The 15,344-nt window shown below is 55.7% G+C and carries 17 protein-coding genes; 7 read left to right on the top strand and 10 right to left on the bottom strand.

What is annotated here, in order from left to right:
• Positions 1 to 5 precede the first annotated feature (5 nt).
• From RIB44_16390 to dprA, 3 genes are all read right to left on the bottom strand, one after another.
• Positions 6 to 1,148 (bottom strand): type II secretion system protein, encoded by a 1,143-nt coding sequence (locus RIB44_16390; GenBank protein MEQ8618156.1) that lies wholly within the window; start codon positions 1,146 to 1,148, stop codon positions 6 to 8.
• Between the two features lie 321 nt (positions 1,149 to 1,469).
• A complete protein-coding gene (locus RIB44_16385; protein ID MEQ8618155.1) occupies positions 1,470 to 2,108 on the bottom strand; it encodes an RNA polymerase sigma factor in 639 nt (212 codons plus the stop codon).
• 664 nt (positions 2,109 to 2,772) lie between these two features.
• Entirely contained in the window at positions 2,773 to 3,897 is a 1,125-nt protein-coding gene (gene dprA, locus RIB44_16380) for a DNA-processing protein DprA (GenBank protein MEQ8618154.1), read from the bottom strand.
• Between the two features lie 568 nt (positions 3,898 to 4,465).
• On the opposite strand from dprA, the gene RIB44_16375 reads away from it, so the two are divergent.
• Both RIB44_16375 and RIB44_16370 read left to right on the top strand, forming a co-directional pair.
• Positions 4,466 to 5,026 carry a Uma2 family endonuclease gene (locus RIB44_16375; protein ID MEQ8618153.1) on the top strand — a complete coding sequence of 187 codons (561 nt, stop codon included), beginning with the start codon at positions 4,466 to 4,468 and terminating at the stop codon, positions 5,024 to 5,026.
• 72 nt (positions 5,027 to 5,098) lie between these two features.
• The gene (locus RIB44_16370) at positions 5,099 to 6,352 is read left to right on the top strand and encodes a hypothetical protein (protein ID MEQ8618152.1); all 1,254 of its coding nucleotides are present in this window, start codon (positions 5,099 to 5,101) and stop codon (positions 6,350 to 6,352) included.
• Between the two features lie 10 nt (positions 6,353 to 6,362).
• On the opposite strand, the gene RIB44_16365 is transcribed toward RIB44_16370, so the two are convergent.
• Complete coding sequence (locus tag RIB44_16365) at positions 6,363 to 7,556, bottom strand: FAD-dependent monooxygenase (protein ID MEQ8618151.1); 1,194 nt, start codon at positions 7,554 to 7,556, stop codon at positions 6,363 to 6,365.
• 45 nt (positions 7,557 to 7,601) lie between these two features.
• Positions 7,602 to 8,165 carry an OsmC family protein gene (locus tag RIB44_16360; protein MEQ8618150.1) on the bottom strand — a complete coding sequence of 188 codons (564 nt, stop codon included), beginning with the start codon at positions 8,163 to 8,165 and terminating at the stop codon, positions 7,602 to 7,604.
• Positions 8,166 to 8,318: 153 nt separating this feature from the next.
• Here RIB44_16360 and RIB44_16355 point away from each other — a divergent pair, with 153 nt between their 5' ends.
• Both RIB44_16355 and RIB44_16350 read left to right on the top strand, forming a co-directional pair.
• A complete protein-coding gene (locus RIB44_16355) occupies positions 8,319 to 8,942 on the top strand; it encodes a TetR/AcrR family transcriptional regulator (protein ID MEQ8618149.1) in 624 nt (207 codons plus the stop codon).
• A 38-nt stretch (positions 8,943 to 8,980) separates the two neighbouring features.
• Positions 8,981 to 9,379, top strand: coding sequence for a DUF4253 domain-containing protein (locus RIB44_16350; protein ID MEQ8618148.1), 399 nt, complete (start codon positions 8,981 to 8,983; stop codon positions 9,377 to 9,379).
• Positions 9,380 to 9,719: 340 nt separating this feature from the next.
• On the opposite strand, the gene RIB44_16345 is transcribed toward RIB44_16350, so the two are convergent.
• From RIB44_16345 to RIB44_16325, 5 genes are all read right to left on the bottom strand, one after another.
• Positions 9,720 to 10,151, bottom strand: a complete 432-nt coding sequence (locus RIB44_16345) for a hypothetical protein (protein MEQ8618147.1) — start codon at positions 10,149 to 10,151, stop codon at positions 9,720 to 9,722.
• A gap of 224 nt (positions 10,152 to 10,375) precedes the next feature.
• A complete protein-coding gene (locus RIB44_16340) occupies positions 10,376 to 10,963 on the bottom strand; it encodes a hypothetical protein (protein ID MEQ8618146.1) in 588 nt (195 codons plus the stop codon).
• Positions 10,964 to 11,094: 131 nt separating this feature from the next.
• Complete coding sequence (locus tag RIB44_16335; protein MEQ8618145.1) at positions 11,095 to 11,832, bottom strand: single-stranded DNA-binding protein; 738 nt, start codon at positions 11,830 to 11,832, stop codon at positions 11,095 to 11,097.
• A gap of 6 nt (positions 11,833 to 11,838) precedes the next feature.
• A complete protein-coding gene (gene aroB / locus RIB44_16330) occupies positions 11,839 to 12,948 on the bottom strand; it encodes a 3-dehydroquinate synthase (protein ID MEQ8618144.1) in 1,110 nt (369 codons plus the stop codon).
• Between the two features lie 123 nt (positions 12,949 to 13,071).
• Positions 13,072 to 13,296, bottom strand: a complete 225-nt coding sequence (locus tag RIB44_16325; GenBank protein ID MEQ8618143.1) for a hypothetical protein — start codon at positions 13,294 to 13,296, stop codon at positions 13,072 to 13,074.
• Between the two features lie 111 nt (positions 13,297 to 13,407).
• Here RIB44_16325 and RIB44_16320 point away from each other — a divergent pair, with 111 nt between their 5' ends.
• From RIB44_16320 to RIB44_16310, 3 genes are all read left to right on the top strand, one after another.
• Positions 13,408 to 13,989 carry a hypothetical protein gene (locus RIB44_16320; GenBank protein MEQ8618142.1) on the top strand — a complete coding sequence of 194 codons (582 nt, stop codon included), beginning with the start codon at positions 13,408 to 13,410 and terminating at the stop codon, positions 13,987 to 13,989.
• 39 nt (positions 13,990 to 14,028) lie between these two features.
• Complete coding sequence (locus tag RIB44_16315; protein ID MEQ8618141.1) at positions 14,029 to 14,352, top strand: hypothetical protein; 324 nt, start codon at positions 14,029 to 14,031, stop codon at positions 14,350 to 14,352.
• 126 nt (positions 14,353 to 14,478) lie between these two features.
• Entirely contained in the window at positions 14,479 to 15,321 is an 843-nt protein-coding gene (locus tag RIB44_16310) for an AAA family ATPase (protein MEQ8618140.1), read from the top strand.
• Positions 15,322 to 15,344: the final 23 nt, after the last annotated feature.

Raw genomic sequence — 15,344 nt, 5'->3', positions numbered from 1 at the left:
AGAGCTTACTTGGCAACGCTGCGAATCCTGACACGCTTAGATGGGCCTTCACCGTTCATTCCGCTGACGTAGAGCATCATCGAAACAGGTGAGACTCTCGCGGCGACGGACTGGCTCACCGGGGCAAGTGGACCCAGTGCCGTGCATTCGCTGCGGCCCATGACCACATCATGTGGGCTTCGTCCGGCGGCGTGGGTGAGATCGCTGTTCAGGAACGGATGGTCGTAGTCCTTCGCTTGGCAGCTTGTTTCGCAGTCGACCACGTAACGGCAACTCAAGTCTTGAGCCATCATGTTGTAGCCGTTGCCGCCATGGTTATCGCTGCGGAAGCTCGCCAGGGTGAAGCTGGGAGCATCCGACAGCATCGGAGCATGACGACTGCCCGTGAAGGGAACCTGCTGGTACTGGCCATACTTGTCGAAGTGACCAAGCCGATACGCATAGCTACCGCCCATGATTGGCCACAGTTGAACCTTGAGTTTCACATCACCATGCATGTCACGTGAGGAAAGCACACGGACCAGCACACGACGATTTGTCGACTCGCCGGCAAGTTTTGACTCCGGGCAGACCAGCGATTGCGCCAATTCTTGTGGCGGAAGATAACCGGCTGACGCGAGCTTCACGGCAAACATGCCGGCGTTTTCGTTCGCGCGGATGGTCGGCAACTGACCATCGTGCGCTTGAGCATAGTCGTACAACGCTGTGCCGAGCGTGCGCAAGTTATTCTGGCAAGCAATGCGGCGGGCATCGTCGCGGCTACCGCGAATAGCGGGCAGCACCAGAGCGCTCAGGATTAGGACGACGCCTGTTGCCACGCAAACGTCTGCAAGCGTCCAGCGAGACCGGCCAGAGCAACGCTCGCTCGTTTGCGAGAGGCCGCTCACCGAATCACAGACACTGTCCACCAGTGTACAAGTGCGGGTGACCAAGTCGCCTGGTGGCTCGTCCGTGTGTTGGGCTTCCGAAGGCTGACCGCAATCACCCGGTTCGTGCCCTTCGCCGAGACATTCCTTAAGGCGTTCGAGTTCGCTTCGCCATTGGGGATCAACGGCGAGCCGGCTTTCGACCTCCGCCCGGCGGTCGTCGGAGAGATCATTCAATAAATAGGCGACTAGCTCATCGGTTTTGGTGGGCTCGTCGGTCATAGCGGGAGAAGTTTACAAACACCTGGGAATTCAGCGACATAGCGATTTTAGGCCAAAGCTGCAGATACCGCAGCGGTTGGCCTGCATTCTCTACGTAGCCAGCTGGCCGTCTGTTTGCGAAAAACAGACCATTCTTAAGCTATGGTAGTCTCTAGCTTCGGTAGCAAGGTTTCGGTTGTCAAAGAACTGGCCGCTCAGGCGGCAAAAAAACATGAAAAAAGCCTGCCATCCGGCCCACGGGGAGGGGTGGCTGGATGGCAGGCTTGTGTGGCTTACTAGGTTAGCAGCCAACAATACCCGGTTGTAACGAATTTTCAAATCCTAGGTGGTCTTGCCTTCACTCCAGGCTTCGCCAAGGCGACTGATAGCTGAGTGGAGGCGGCTCTTGACCGTGCCGACGGGGATGCTCATCACCTCAGCGGCGTCGCGGTATTTCATGCCCTTGAAGTATACAAGGTTGACCGCATTGCGGAGCGAGTCAGGCAGGTTGGCTACCGCATCGCGGACCCAGGCGGCTTGCTCGCTTTGGTCGACGGCTTCTGAGGGGCTAAGCTGCCCGCCTGCGACGATGTCTAAGAGCGAGCCGAGCTGTTCGCTGCCAGTGCTGTGGCTTTGATCAAGGCTTAGACGCTTGTGCCGTTTGTTGCGTCGCGTGGCGTCGATCGCTTGGTTGGTAGCGATGGTGTAGAGCCAAGGACGAAACTTACGGCCTGATTGGTAAAGGTGCTGTTTTACGTGGACGGCTAAAAATGTGGCTTGAAACACATCCTCAGCGAGCGACGCATCGTTCAGGTAGCGTCGGAGGTAGTTGTACAGTTCTCGCTGGTAGCGCTCGACCAGTTGAGAGAACACGGTCGAGTCACCATCTTTGCGATAGGATTCGAACAATTGTTCATCACTGATCATCGTGCTGTCAGCGGCTTGTCGTTTGACCTTATCTTCCGTGCGTGTCTTAGTCATAGTCAACGAACTCCTCATAAGAGAGTCCGACGTATCGGAGGAGAAAGTCCTTGCTCCTCGCCGTCAATTCAGTAATCCGCCAGTCCTAGCCGACAGGCATTTCCATGGATTGGGGATGCATCTCTTTGGCGGCTTTTGACCGTGATGGTCTGCGTTACCGCACTTCTCTGTTTAGTTGCTTACGATCAATTATGACGTTTAAGCAACCGGATCTCAGTTAAGCAAGTCACATGCCGTTCGCCGGTGGCCGTGCTAGCGTCAAAAGGGCTAGCGAAGGGCGAAAAGTAGACTAGCTAAGGGTTTACGTCGCTTGCAGGGGGTTGGTTCACGCGGATTTTGTAAAATATTTGGCTGCCAACCTTGCACTTCTTACACGAGATTTGGCAGGTTGGCGGTCTCAAAGTGGGTGTTTGAGTGGTCAATTTTGAGACAATGGGCGTTATTGATCGTTTCCCCTCTATGGGGGGGGTAGCGATAGTATTCAGTTGTCAGTGCTCAGTTTTCAGCCTGAGTTGGGTAGTTCGTTGGTGGTATTTCGTTCTTGGCCGAATTTTCGTCGTTCTGTCACTCCAAACTTGCTTGGTTAGCCGCCGACCTTGGTCGGCGCGATGTTGGGTGCACAAACCATGCGCCGACCAAGGACGGCGGCTAACAAGGCTTAGACTCAAATCCGCGCGATTTGGTTCCCACCAATTTTCCTTACTAAATGTCGAGTCTCCAAAACGCTGATCGTGGCGAGTACGCGATGGATCGGTAGCTCGCAGTGGATGGCGACATTTTCAATGTGTGAGCCCGCCGGGTCGATTTTGTCGAGAACGCGTTGTTCCATCTCATTGAGCTTCAGCTCGGCGGGGGAGCGCATCACGCGGCCATCTTCGCGCGGGGCAGGCTCGACCAGTGGGCCGAGTTCCTCCAGCACGTCGTCGACACAAGTAACCAGTTTGGCCCCATCGCGCAGCAACTTGTGCGGCCCGGCGGAAACTCGACTGGTGACTTGGCCCGGCACAGCAAACACTTCGCGGTTCTGTTCGTAAGCATGGCGAGCGGTAATTAGCGCCCCGCTGCGCTCGGCAGCTTCGATGACGATCACCCCCAAGGACAGCCCGCTGATGATGCGGTTGCGCTGCGGGAACATCCCGCTCATTGGTGGCATCGTCGGGGCCGCTTCGCTGAGGACGCAACCGTTTTGAGAGATCTCCTCGGCAAGCCCTTCATTCTCAGGTGGGTAAATGTTCAACACGCCACTGGCCAACACGGCAATCGTGCGACCACCCGCTGCCAGCGCTCCGCCATGGGCTGCCGTGTCGATGCCGCGGGCCAAACCGCTAACCACGGTGACGCCCGCACGGGCGAGTGCTCCCGCCAGACGCTCTGCTTGTTGCTTGCCGTAATGAGTTGCCCTGCGGGTACCAACGATGCCCACAGCGACTGCGTCACCCGGCAATAGTTCGCCACGGGTGAACAACACGCCTGGCGGGTCGGGAATTTCGCGAAGCATGCGGGGATAGTCAGTGTCATCCTCTGGGTTGCGGGGAGGTAATAGTACGCCAAGGCCTTCGCGCTCGACGAAACCGAGTTGCACGTCGAGATCGATGTCTCGTCGTGCGTTGATAATCCGCCGTGAAATTTTCGGTCCGATGCCCTGTACCTTTTGCAAGTCCGCTTCGCTGGCAGCCAGCACGCGCTCAGGCGTAGCGAAGGCTTCCAACAACCGCGCACGCGTCAACGGCCCGACATCGCGGGTTAACGCTAAAAGGATTTGAGCGCGGTCGGAGTCGTTGAATTCCATGCTGTAGGGTCCGCTGTGCGGACCATGATCAATGGACAGTGATTGGCGGACGTGTCGCCGCTATTTCTTTGGTCCGCAAAGCGGACCCTACATAAAAAAGATGGACGTCCATCATTCGAGGGGAACGGGCGATCCATCGGGCCGTTCCGTTCGTCGACCTCCAGAACCGCGTTCGCGAGCACCGCTACTGGGGTTGCCGCGCACGCTCCCGGGAAACGTCCACGGGCCTCCCGCTAAAGAGGCTCAGGTTGCTTTGTTCAAGCGTGCGTTGCTACCTTTTCGCAGTCCGCCGCTGTCGCCCTGGGGGCCGCCGTCGAACGTGGACGATTGTATAGCATGTGGGTAGGCGTGTCCGCAACTGTTTTTGGCCGCTTGAGGAGAGGCGAGGGGTGAGGGGCCAGGGGTTAGTTGCTTTAGTGACAATCAGTTGGCACTGTTGTGGGCGATATGGGTTTTGACGCAAAGGTGCAAAGGACGCTGAGAAGCGCTAAGATCCTGCGGAGATCGTGTACAATGGGTGATATTCCCATGAGTTGGATCAGGTCATTCGGGATCAGGAGAGTATCGCATGAGCATGACGACGGCCAAGTTCACGCTTGAAGAATACGAGCGAATGGGCGAGCGAGGGGTGTTTGAGGGCATCCAGCGGAAGCGGATGGAACTAATTCGCGGGGAGATTGTTGAAATGACGCCGATTGGTCCGTTGCACAACCACGAAGTGGACTACCTAATGCGTTGGAGTTTCTCCTGCGTAGGGAATCAGCCAATCCACATTCGAGTGCAAGGCTCTTTGCGGATTGCAGAACTGGTAAGCGAGCCTGAGCCAGATATTCTGTGGTTGCGCGAAGCCGACTATCGCCAACAACATCCTGGCCCTGAAGATGTGCTACTGCTGATCGAAGTCGCCAACGCATCGCTAGCTGATGATAGAGGAGAAAAACTCGCTCTCTACGCGGAGGCAGGCATTGCCGATTACTGGATCGTCAACTGCGTCGACAAGCAGATTGAGGTCTATCGCGAGCCCGAGGGGAACGCTTACAAGAGCAAGCAGGTTTTCCGCGGTAAGGAGGCGGCCAGTCCGTTGGTGCTTGCCAGTGCGAAGTTGACGGCGGCGGAGTTATTTGCGTGAGCCGACAGTTTAGATTATTGTCGGCCAAGTTGCACGGTCTATGTGCAAGTAAATAGTCGGGGGATGATCTGAATGCAGTTTCTTCGGATAGGCTTCTTCTTTCTCGCAGTATTCCTAGTTGCGCAAATCAGTTTTGCCGCCGTTACTTTTAGGCAGACTGTTGACGATCCTGAGCTGACGAGTACCGCCGCGTTTGGCAGCGCTGTAGCAATAGATGAAAGTTATGTTCTTGTTGGTGCTATGGAAGACACCACCAAAGGAAACCGTATCGGTCGGGCCTATTTGTTCGAGTACAATTCGGGCGGATTACTGCATACTTTCGACGACCCCACGCCCACAGATATTGATCAATTCGGAGTTTCAGTCGCAATCAGTGGAAGAAATATTCTGATCGGTGCATGGGGCGATGACACGAACGGTAGACGCGTTGGGCAGGCTCATCTCTACGATAGAATCACAGGCAACTTGCTACGTACTTTCAATGATCCAACACCTACTGCTGCCGACAATTTCGGTGGTGCAGTAGCGATTGACGGTAACAAAGTCCTTATCGGGGCTAGCGGTGACGACACGAACGGAAGTATTGGTCAGGCTCACCTATTCGACGCTGCCTCTGGTGATCTTCTGCACACTTTCAATAATCCTAATACCCGCAGTTTCGGTAATTTTGGAAACGCTGTGGCAATCGACGGTGATAACGTCCTGATTGGCTCATCCTTGGATAGCACTTTAGGTACTGCAGCAGGCCAGGCTCACCTCTTCGATGCAATAAGTGGCGACCTTCAGTTTACATTTAATGACCCCACGCCCACATTCATCGGCGGAGCCGGTGGCGTATTCGCCGCTTCCGTAGACATTGGGGACGACTTAATCGTCATCGGAGCACCAGCAGATAGCACGAATGCTATCGAAGCTGGGCAAGCACATTTGTTTGATACCGCGGGCAACCTGCTACATACCTTTGACGACCCCCAGAGCAACCTCCGCGACAATTTTGGCTCTTCTGTTGCGATCGATGGTACCAACGTTTTGATCGGAGCGAGATTTGACGACGCTGACGGTTTCAATGTTGGCCAAGCTCATTTATTCGATGCCATAACCGGCAATTTGCAGAATACTCTTAATGAGCCATCGGTTTCCGGGGGAGACAGGTTTGGAACTTCTTTAGCAATTGACAGCGATAAAATTGTCATCGGATCGCCGTCTTTTAGCAGCACTAACGCTTCTGTTAGCCAAGTGCATTTATTCGAGTTGCTGATCCCCGAGCCATCCAGTGTAGTACTGATGCTGCTCGCTTCCGTCTGCTTGATGCGGCGTATGAAATAGTCCGAGCCTACTACTTGGCTACATTTACCAACTCCACCCGAACCCGCTCTCCCAACTCCAACCCAGGTCCCCACAGCGACGTTGCTTGTTTCTCCGTCGCAGCCGTTGACATGCGTTGTAGAAGCCAGTCGCGAACCGTGCGGAGAACGGGGTTCTTCGTGTGAGCGATTTGGCCGATTCGCCAGGAGGTTTTTTGGACCTTCTTGACGCGGGTCATTCTTTGCTTGGTGAGTTCGGCGGCGATTCTTTCGGGGTGGTTTTGCAGCTCGGCGTAGATGAGGGCGAGGGTGGCGGCGTCTTCGATGGCCATGCCGGCGCCTTGGCCGAGGTTGGGAGTCATCGCGTGGGCGGCGTCGCCGATTAGTAGGATGCGGTCGGTGCCGAAATGGATGTGAGGCTGCTCGGCTAATTCGTCGGCGTGGAGGGTGAGCTTGGGATCGACACGTTCCAGCACCTCGTCGAGAGCTTTGGAGATGCCGCCGAATTCTTGTTGGAGAAACGCGGAGCTGTTCTCGCGAGCGGCGTCGGGGTTCCACCAGTCGCTCATCACCAGATACACGTAGAGCCTGCCACGAGAGAGCGGCACAATCCCCGCGCGACGACCTGGGGCCCAGTTCTCAATCGTCTCCTCTTTCATTAGGTCAGGCGCTTCGAGAGCGAATCGCCAGCAAGTTTGTCGGCTACTCCGGAAGTGCATCGCCTCTTCACCCAGCAGGGACTTCCGCGTACGCGAACGGACTCCATCGGCTCCGATAAGGAGGTCGCCCGTTTCCTTGTGGCCGTTGTTCAACTTAACTTCAACCTTGTCGCCATGTTGGGTTGCTTCAACAACTTCGCATCCGAGGCGTCGCTCGATACATAACGCTTCGGCAGCGCTGTCGAGGGCGCGGTGGAGATCGGCTCGGTGGACGTTGATCGAGGGGGTCGCAATATCGACATTCCCCGCGTCGCCCCGCATCAGCACTTGGTTCTTGCTGTTGACCATGCGGAACGAGCCCAACGGGCTGGCATCTTCGGTGGGGATCATCACGCCCAGGGCATCCAAGATGGCGTGGGCATTGGCTTGAATCGTGATGCCCGCGCCAGCCGGGGCGACGACCGGCTGGCGCTCGAGAACGACAACTTCCGCGCCACACTTCCGCAAGGCAATGGCGGCGGTCAAGCCACCAATGCCGCCCCCGGCGATGAGGATGCGATCGTTCATGGGACTGCTCACTGACTTTTGAGAAGGGCGATTGGGAAACGGAAATTACTCAACAATCAGGTCGCAAGTGAGTTCGATGGGATTAGAGATATTGTAATAGTTGGGACTCGTACGCTGCACCGTTGCATGTAGTTGCTCCAACTGCTCAGCAGTCGCATTGCCCGCCAAGTGCACGACATAGTGCAATCGTTCGTATCCGGGTGCGACCGCCTGATTAATATTGAGGAATCCTTGCAGGTCGATATCGCCGGAGATCTCGATTTCAAGCTTCGACAGCTCGATGCCCATCAGCGCTGCAACCGCGGAATAGCCGACCATCATGCAGGCGTTGGTTGCTGCTAGGAGGTACTCTTGCGGATTCGCGAATTGATCCGTGCCGCAGAGCTCTTTTGGCTCGTCGATCTGTATCTGGAAGTGACGATCAACTTTATTCCCGCCCATTGTGAAACCGTCAACAAAGTGATCAGTTCGAGTTCCTCCGTTCCAGCGACTGGTGACTTTCCAAGTGGTTGCTCCTTCAGCGGGGTTCGCTTCGATAGCTGCAATCGCTCCCAGGAGGGCTTCGACATCGATGCCGTTGATGACGGCTGCGTGAGTTTGAGCTGGCATGACAGGACTCCTAAAAGTGAGACTTGCTTGCGACACGCCTACATGACGTGTCCTTTGCAACCAAGTATCGTCTCTGAATCGGCCGTGCGGAGTGGACTTGAGGTCACCCCCCGGTGTACTTTAGGTACACCCCCTGATAGGAGTTTTCCTCCGATGGTCTACAACGACAAACACAAGCCAGTCGCCGAGTTGTTCGGCCTGCCCGAACCACCCAAAACGGGACGTGGGCGGTTGGTCAACGCGGCGATCGAGTTGTTTTATAGCCACGGTTTTCAGGCGGTTGGCGTTGATCAGATTCTCTCCGCGGCGGGCGTGGCAAAGACAACCTTCTATAAGCATTTCGAAAGCAAAGACGACCTTTTGGTTGCCGCGATCCGCCAGCGCGACGAGTGGGAGATGCAGGCTTGGGTTAGCGCTGTCAAGGACTTTGCGGGAGACGATCCCCGAGATCAGCTTGTGGGGTTCTTCGAAGTGCTTGATCTTTGGTTTAATTCGCCCGACTTCCGTGGGTGTCAGTTCATTAACGCCGCTGCTGAGTTCCCCAACCCACATGACCCGGTTCACCAAGTCGCGGCCGAACACAAGCGGAAGAATCGAGATCTGTTTCGCGACCTTGCGGAAGCGGCGGGTGCGACTGATCCGGAATCTTTCGCGGGCCAATTCACGGCGTTGGTGGAAGGGACGCTCGTGTTACGGCAGGTTCACGGCCGGAACGATGCGGCGCGAGTGATCAAGCCTGCCGTGGAACAACTTGTGGCAGCGACGTTAGGCTGTTAGATAAGTGTACCGTCCTTCTCATTCTGGGAGCGTGAATGATGATCAACACTGACGAACTCAAAGCCAAAGCCACCAACGGTGACAACTACGAAGTCAGCAACGCTGACATCATCGCGCGGTTGGAAGCCTGGGACGCGAAGTACGGGATCGAAACTTCCGGCATCACGCACGACCGGGTGACGGTCAAATTCGAATCGCTGCCGGACGATACCAGAGCGTTGGCCGAAGAGATCTATGAGTTCTGCCCGGACACTGTCGATCAAGGTTTTGGCTGCTACGACGAAATGATCGAAATGGTCGAGGAAATGGGACAAGAGATTCCCCCGGAGGCGCTCGAATTGTTGGAGGGCGTTGACCTATCTGAGGAAAGCTACGGCGTCGAGTTACTCGCCCGAGCTTTGAAACGAGACAAGGCAGTTGCGCTGTGGTGGGATTGATACGGTCTTGTCTTAGCAAAGTCTTATCAACGATTTTCACGAATCGCACGAATGGTTTTTGGGCCACGGATTAGCACGGATGACACGGATTTTTGGGAAGATCGGTGCTTGTTGGGCGAATGAGCTAGCTGAGTATGACCGTTTCTTGATTTCAGGTGCTTGATCGTAATGACTGTTCCACTGCTACTTGCTGAGGCCCATGTCGTTGTGCGAGGTGGGCTCGGTTTGGGTTCCGTGATCGCCGTGGTTTGTTCTTGGGAGCGGAACCGTTCGATTCTATTCGCGATCATTGCTGGTCTTTTGTCCTGGTTCTATGTGATTTATTTCGCGCTAACGCGGCCTACGTCGCACTAAGCGTCTGATTGTCGGCCGACTCTTGCCAACGATAGTGCGGCTCGCGTTCTCCACGGGCGTAGCGGACCACATCGATCGTGTCGATCACCAACGACACGCAGTTGCACGCCATCAGTGTGACCACCCAGGCGTAGAGCCAAGGCTGGGTGGCACGGTCGGGGAGATTCGCGGCGAACCAAAGGAGCATCGGGATCCAAAACACGTGCCCAATGCCCAATAAGCGAACGAATCCTAGGCGAGCGTGAAGGATCGACATGACCAAAATCGCTGCCCCGAGAGCAACGAGGTTGGCCTGTCCGTAGGACGTGTTGATAAACAACAGCGCACACGCGTTGATGGCGATCAGCACGGCTGCCCACGCTCGTGGGATTGGCCGGAATCGCAGTAGCACGATGCCGAGCATTTCTAGGGTTTTCATGGTGAATCGTTGATGTGTTGAGAGACTGTGCGGGCGGGTTTTAAGGTTGGTATGGCCTTACCACCACTGGTTGTGTTCGCGGTTGTTCGTTGTGTTGAACATGATTGCTCCTTACAAGGCAGGCGTTTGTGGGATGGGGTTGTCTGCCTTGTTGAGCGTGAAGATCACGCGATTGTTACAAGTTCAGTCTAGTTGACTCGAAACCAGTTCTCGCTTGTTCTGGCCTATTCATCGACTTTCCAACCTGAAGCCTTCATGAGTTGGAGAGTTCGACCGACATCGGAGGCCGCCACTGTTGTGTTCAGCTTTGGCCACAGCTCTGCAAGTATGTCTGCGAAGGTTAGCACTTGAATGGGATTGTTGCCCATCGCTTGACGGAAAGGTGCGTGTTTCTCCCATACGCGGCGATCTCCGTGAATTCTGGTAACTGCCGTCACGTAAGTGAACTTTTGGCGTCCTGTGATCTCAAGGATGGCGTTTCGAAAAGCCTCGCTCCACTTCGGGACAACGAGTTCGCGGAATCCTCGCCAGGCGTCCCTTCCTCCGGCTGTCATTCCGTTTTCTATCTGTCGGATTTTTTTTCTTGGCCGCAGTCCACCTTGCCAACTTTTGCAGCTGACAGCCATCACTCTCTTGGCGCCTCGGAGACACGGGTTATAGCCAATGACATCGATGTCACTATGGTTGGAGTCTTGATTGGTCACAAAGTCTGGGTGGTCGGGACTTGGACGAAACTTCAGATTGTGTTGAGTGAAGTAGCCCTTCGTTTGTAAGTAGTCGTCTACCAGTTGCTCAAGAATGTCTTCTTTCATTCGTCTCTCTTTCTCGTCGCGGCTAGTATTCTGGTAGCTATGCATTGCATAGCATCGGTTGACATGCCATTCGACAGGTATAGTGAGCTCTTATCGTTCCATGAAATAAATCGGGGCGGAGAAAAGTAGAGCTACTTCCAGATGCCCCCGTCAACGAGCTGCTTCGTTGCCGCTGCGGCCCAACCGCGGTTGGCGGCGGGGCTCGCCGGGCTGGGGTGGAGGATGCGGCGGATTCTGGCGTTCGTGAATTCAGAAACACGCTTCAAGCAGTTCTCCGCGTAGACGCCGATGCCGACGGCCCATTCGGGGTCGAGGATTCTCAGCACGCGGAGCAGATGGTCGTCGCAGAGTTTTTCTAGCGGCTCGCGTTCGACGGCAGGCAGCTTGTCGGGCGTGCGGTTCTTGCCGCTTTCTTCCATGAACACCAGCGGGCAGTAGTTGGTGACGAAGTGTTCGGCGAAGAATTTTTCTTTTGTCACGAAGCGTTCGCGGAACAGTCCCCAGAGACGCTCGCCGGAGACTTCGCTGCGTTCGCAGTCTAAGCCATGAATGGGGCGTTTGGGGTGTTCGCCATTAAAATGATTATCGTCTGGTTTATTGATGTGGGCGTCGATTTGCATCCAGTCGCGTACCGCTTCGATTTGGCCGAAAGGGACGCCCGTTTGCGCCATGCCCCAGGGGCCGGGGTTCATGCCGAGGAAGAGAACACGTATTCCCTCGGGGTTCGCGAAGCGGAGATACTCGTTGTGTGCGGCGCGGGCGTAGTCGAGTGGGTTGTAGACGTGCGTGACAGGCTCAGCGAAAGTGAGCTCGTTGACTTTGTCAGAGAGGCTTTTCGCAGCTTTGATGAGAGGTTTGTTGGCGGGCATATCGAGCTATTCGAACTTGAACGACGCGATGACGTCTTCGCTCTTGAAGTCGTCGACCAGCTCGACGTGGCCCATCTTCGTAGGCAGGATGAAGCGAATTTGGCCGCCGTCGCTTTTTTTGTCGCGGCTCATCAGATGGAGGAGGTCTTCCGGGTCCGCCTCGGGTGGGGCGAAAGAGAGGCCGAGGGTGGCGAGCAAGAGATCTTGGCGCTGAACGAATTGTTCGTCGACGCGGCATTGCTTCTCTGCGAGTCGCGCAGCACAGCGCATCCCGGCGGCGACGGCTTCACCGTGGAGCATTTCGCCATAGCCGGTAATCGCTTCGAAGGCGTGGGCGAAGGTGTGGCCGTAGTTGAGAATGGCACGTGTTAGAGGGACATCCATGTCGACGGCTTCCAGTTCGTCCGCTTCGACGACTTTGGCTTTCAGTTCACAACTGCGGCGGACGATTTCAGCGAGGACGGCCGGGTCTTTGGCGTTGATCGCTTCCGCGTTGTCTTCGAGGTACGCGAAGAAGGGCTCGTCGAGAATGACGCCGTACTTCACGACCTCGGCGAGGCCGGCTCGATACTCGCGGTCGGGCAGGGTGGTGAGGACTTCGACATCGATCAGCACGCCGAGGGGTTGCCAGAAGCAGCCGACCATGTTCTTACCGCCGGGAAGATTGACGCCCGTCTTGCCGCCGACCGAGCTATCAACCTGCGCGAGCAGTGTTGTCGGAACTTGGAAAAAGTCGAGTCCGCGGGTAAAGGTTGCCGCGACGAAACCGGCGAGGTCCCCGACGACACCGCCGCCGATGGCCAGCACGATCGAATGGCGATCGGCTCCTTCGTTGAGCATCGTTTCCCAGAGGTTCTCTGCTTCGCCGATGCACTTGCTCGTTTCGCCCGGTTCGACGATCAGCACTTGCACTTCCCAGCCGGCGTCGGTCAAAGAATCGGCGATCGTGTCTGCGTAAAGCTGGTCGACATTCTCGTCAGTAATGATGACGGCATGGTCGTGCTTGGTGCGCGAGCTGAGGAACTCCGCCAACTGGTGGCGGTTGCCGTTGCCGATGGCGATGTCGTAGGAACGCTCAGCGAGATTAACGCGGACTTTTGATTCAGAATTTACCACAGAGACACAGAGAGCACGGAGGAAGATTTAGCCGCGGATGAACGCAGATAAACGCGGATGTAGGGATGAAAGCTTTGTCTCGATACAAAAGCTGATAGCTGAAGGCTGAGAGCTGACAGCTTATCAGTCACTAACCCGCTCAATGTCCTCTTCCGTCGCAACGATCTTGCGGCAGAAGCCCGTGTGGGTGCGGACGTATTGGATTTCAGTCGCTTCCTCAGCCGCTGCATGGAGCGCGATGGCGATCTTGGTGAGCTCTGCCGGGTCGCGGTCGAGGTAAGACTCTGGCCACTCGGTTTCTGTTTCCATCACCAGGGCTTCACGGTAAGGATCAAACTTGTCGGCCATTGTGGGGTCGCTTCATAAAGGTTGTGGTTTAGGCGGCTGTAATCTCTCAGTATAGTGAATCAATGGGAGGGCGGAAGGCGGCCCTCGGCCTGCGTACCACAGGAGTTATGCGTGGAAGATAATAGTCGTTCTGCAGAAATCGAAATCCCCGAAGTCAGTGGGCGTCTCGTGTTCCTCTCCTGCCTGGGATTGGCCGCGATCATTGGTCTGGGGGGAGCTTGGTACCGGGTCTCGACGACTGACGATTGCGTGAGATTCTGGGGAGTGGAAGGTTCGCAATTGATCGTAGGAGAGGGCGAAGCGGAGCTGCTCGAATTCAAGCCGATGGACGGTGAAGACGCAAGCGAGGCGTCAGGCCCTGAACCAGCGAATCCCGCGCTTGCCGGCTTCGCCGTGACGGCTCGCCATGTGCTCACAGGAAAGCCGGGGATGGTTCATTTCCGCAACGCACTGACGCTAGATCGCTACTTTGATTGGACACGGCTGGAAAGCGTCCCCCTTGCCGAGTCACAGGAGCGATGGCAGCAAGCGTTGGTGTTTTCAGGCGGCGAAAAGCAGCTCACCATTTTGCTTGATGAAGGCTACCAGAATTGGGGGCGTTTAGGTGAGGATGGCGAAACGGTGGACGTCGTTCCGGCGGTCAATCTGGATCGGATGACGCGTGAGTACATCGGTGAGCTAGAGGAGAACTAGTTGCCTGTCGTATGCTCGAAAAGGTGAGGAACTTATTCCATGATCAACGAACCATGGTACGGAGTGCGACTAATTTACAAGCTATCAGGCCAAGCAGAGCAGCATTACGAAGAAAGAATACTTGTCGTTCGCGCTCTAGATATCGATTCTGCCATAGGGCGTGCAGAGAGTATTTCACGTCAGTCGTACGAAAGCGAAACAACAGTCTATGTAGGCTTCGCTCAAGCTTTTCACATCTTTGACGAGAATGGTGAGACTCTACCCGAGGGCGTAGAAGTCTACTCACTAGTGCGAAAGAGTAGTTTGACGACTGACGAATATCTTGATCGTTTCTACGACGATGGGAACGAATGCTCGCAGTAACCCAGGCTAGTGACTGAGATTCGTATTGCACTGCTAGCACTATTTTCTAGATGCTCTGTTTCCGCTGGGGGTGGATTTCTACAATCGCGACGCTATCAAACACGAGAACCCCTTTGGGCTTGAGTTATGCGTTCGATTGCCATCATCAATCAAAAAGGCGGGGTGGGAAAAACCACGTCGGCAGTGAATTTAAGCGCTGCGCTCGCTGAGGCGGGCTATCGTGTTGGGCTGATTGACCTCGACCCGCAGGCGCATGCTTCGTTGCACTTAGGGGTTGGTCCTGAGCATGGTGCTGAGAGTGAACCCAAGCCGACCACTTACGACTTGTTGACCGGCGAAGTCCCGTTGGATGAAATCTGGCAAACGGTCGAGACAAACCTGCGCGTTGCCAGCTCACACATTGATTTGGCCGCCGCCGAAGTTGAGTTGGCTGGGGTCGTGGGACGCGAAGTGATTCTGCGCGACGCGCTAGCGGAGCTAAAGGAACCGCTCGATTTCGTGCTGATTGATTGTCCTCCGTCGCTTGGCATTCTGACGCTGAACGCCTTGAGTGCCGTCGATGATGTGTTTCTGCCGTTACAGCCCCATTACTTGGCGCTTCACGGCTTGAGTAAACTGCTGCAGACGATCGACTTAGTGCGACGGCGATTGAACGATCGGTTGCGTCTCGCTGGCGTGATTCGCTGTCTCTACGAATCAGGCACTCGTTTAGCAGCCGAAGTGAGCGATGACGTGGCGGCATTCTTCCAAGAAGCCGCTTCGGGCAACTCCGCTTGGAGCGATGTGCGTCTCTTCGAAACGGCCATCCGTCGCAATATTCGCCTGGCTGAAGCGCCGAGCCACGAGCAATCGATCTTTCAATACGCTCCGCAATCAGCCGGGGCGGAGGATTATCGTGCTTTGGCGGACGAGGTGATTGCTCTGTACGGGGAAGTGGTGACTCCGTCGGAAGTTCCTATGGCTGCTTAAAGATTTGCCTCACGAGGAATGTT

The organism is Lacipirellulaceae bacterium, from assembly GCA_040218535.1.
In the GTDB taxonomy this organism is placed as follows: Bacteria; Planctomycetota; Planctomycetia; order Pirellulales; family Lacipirellulaceae; genus Adhaeretor.
This window is presented reverse-complemented; position numbering and strand designations above follow the sequence as displayed.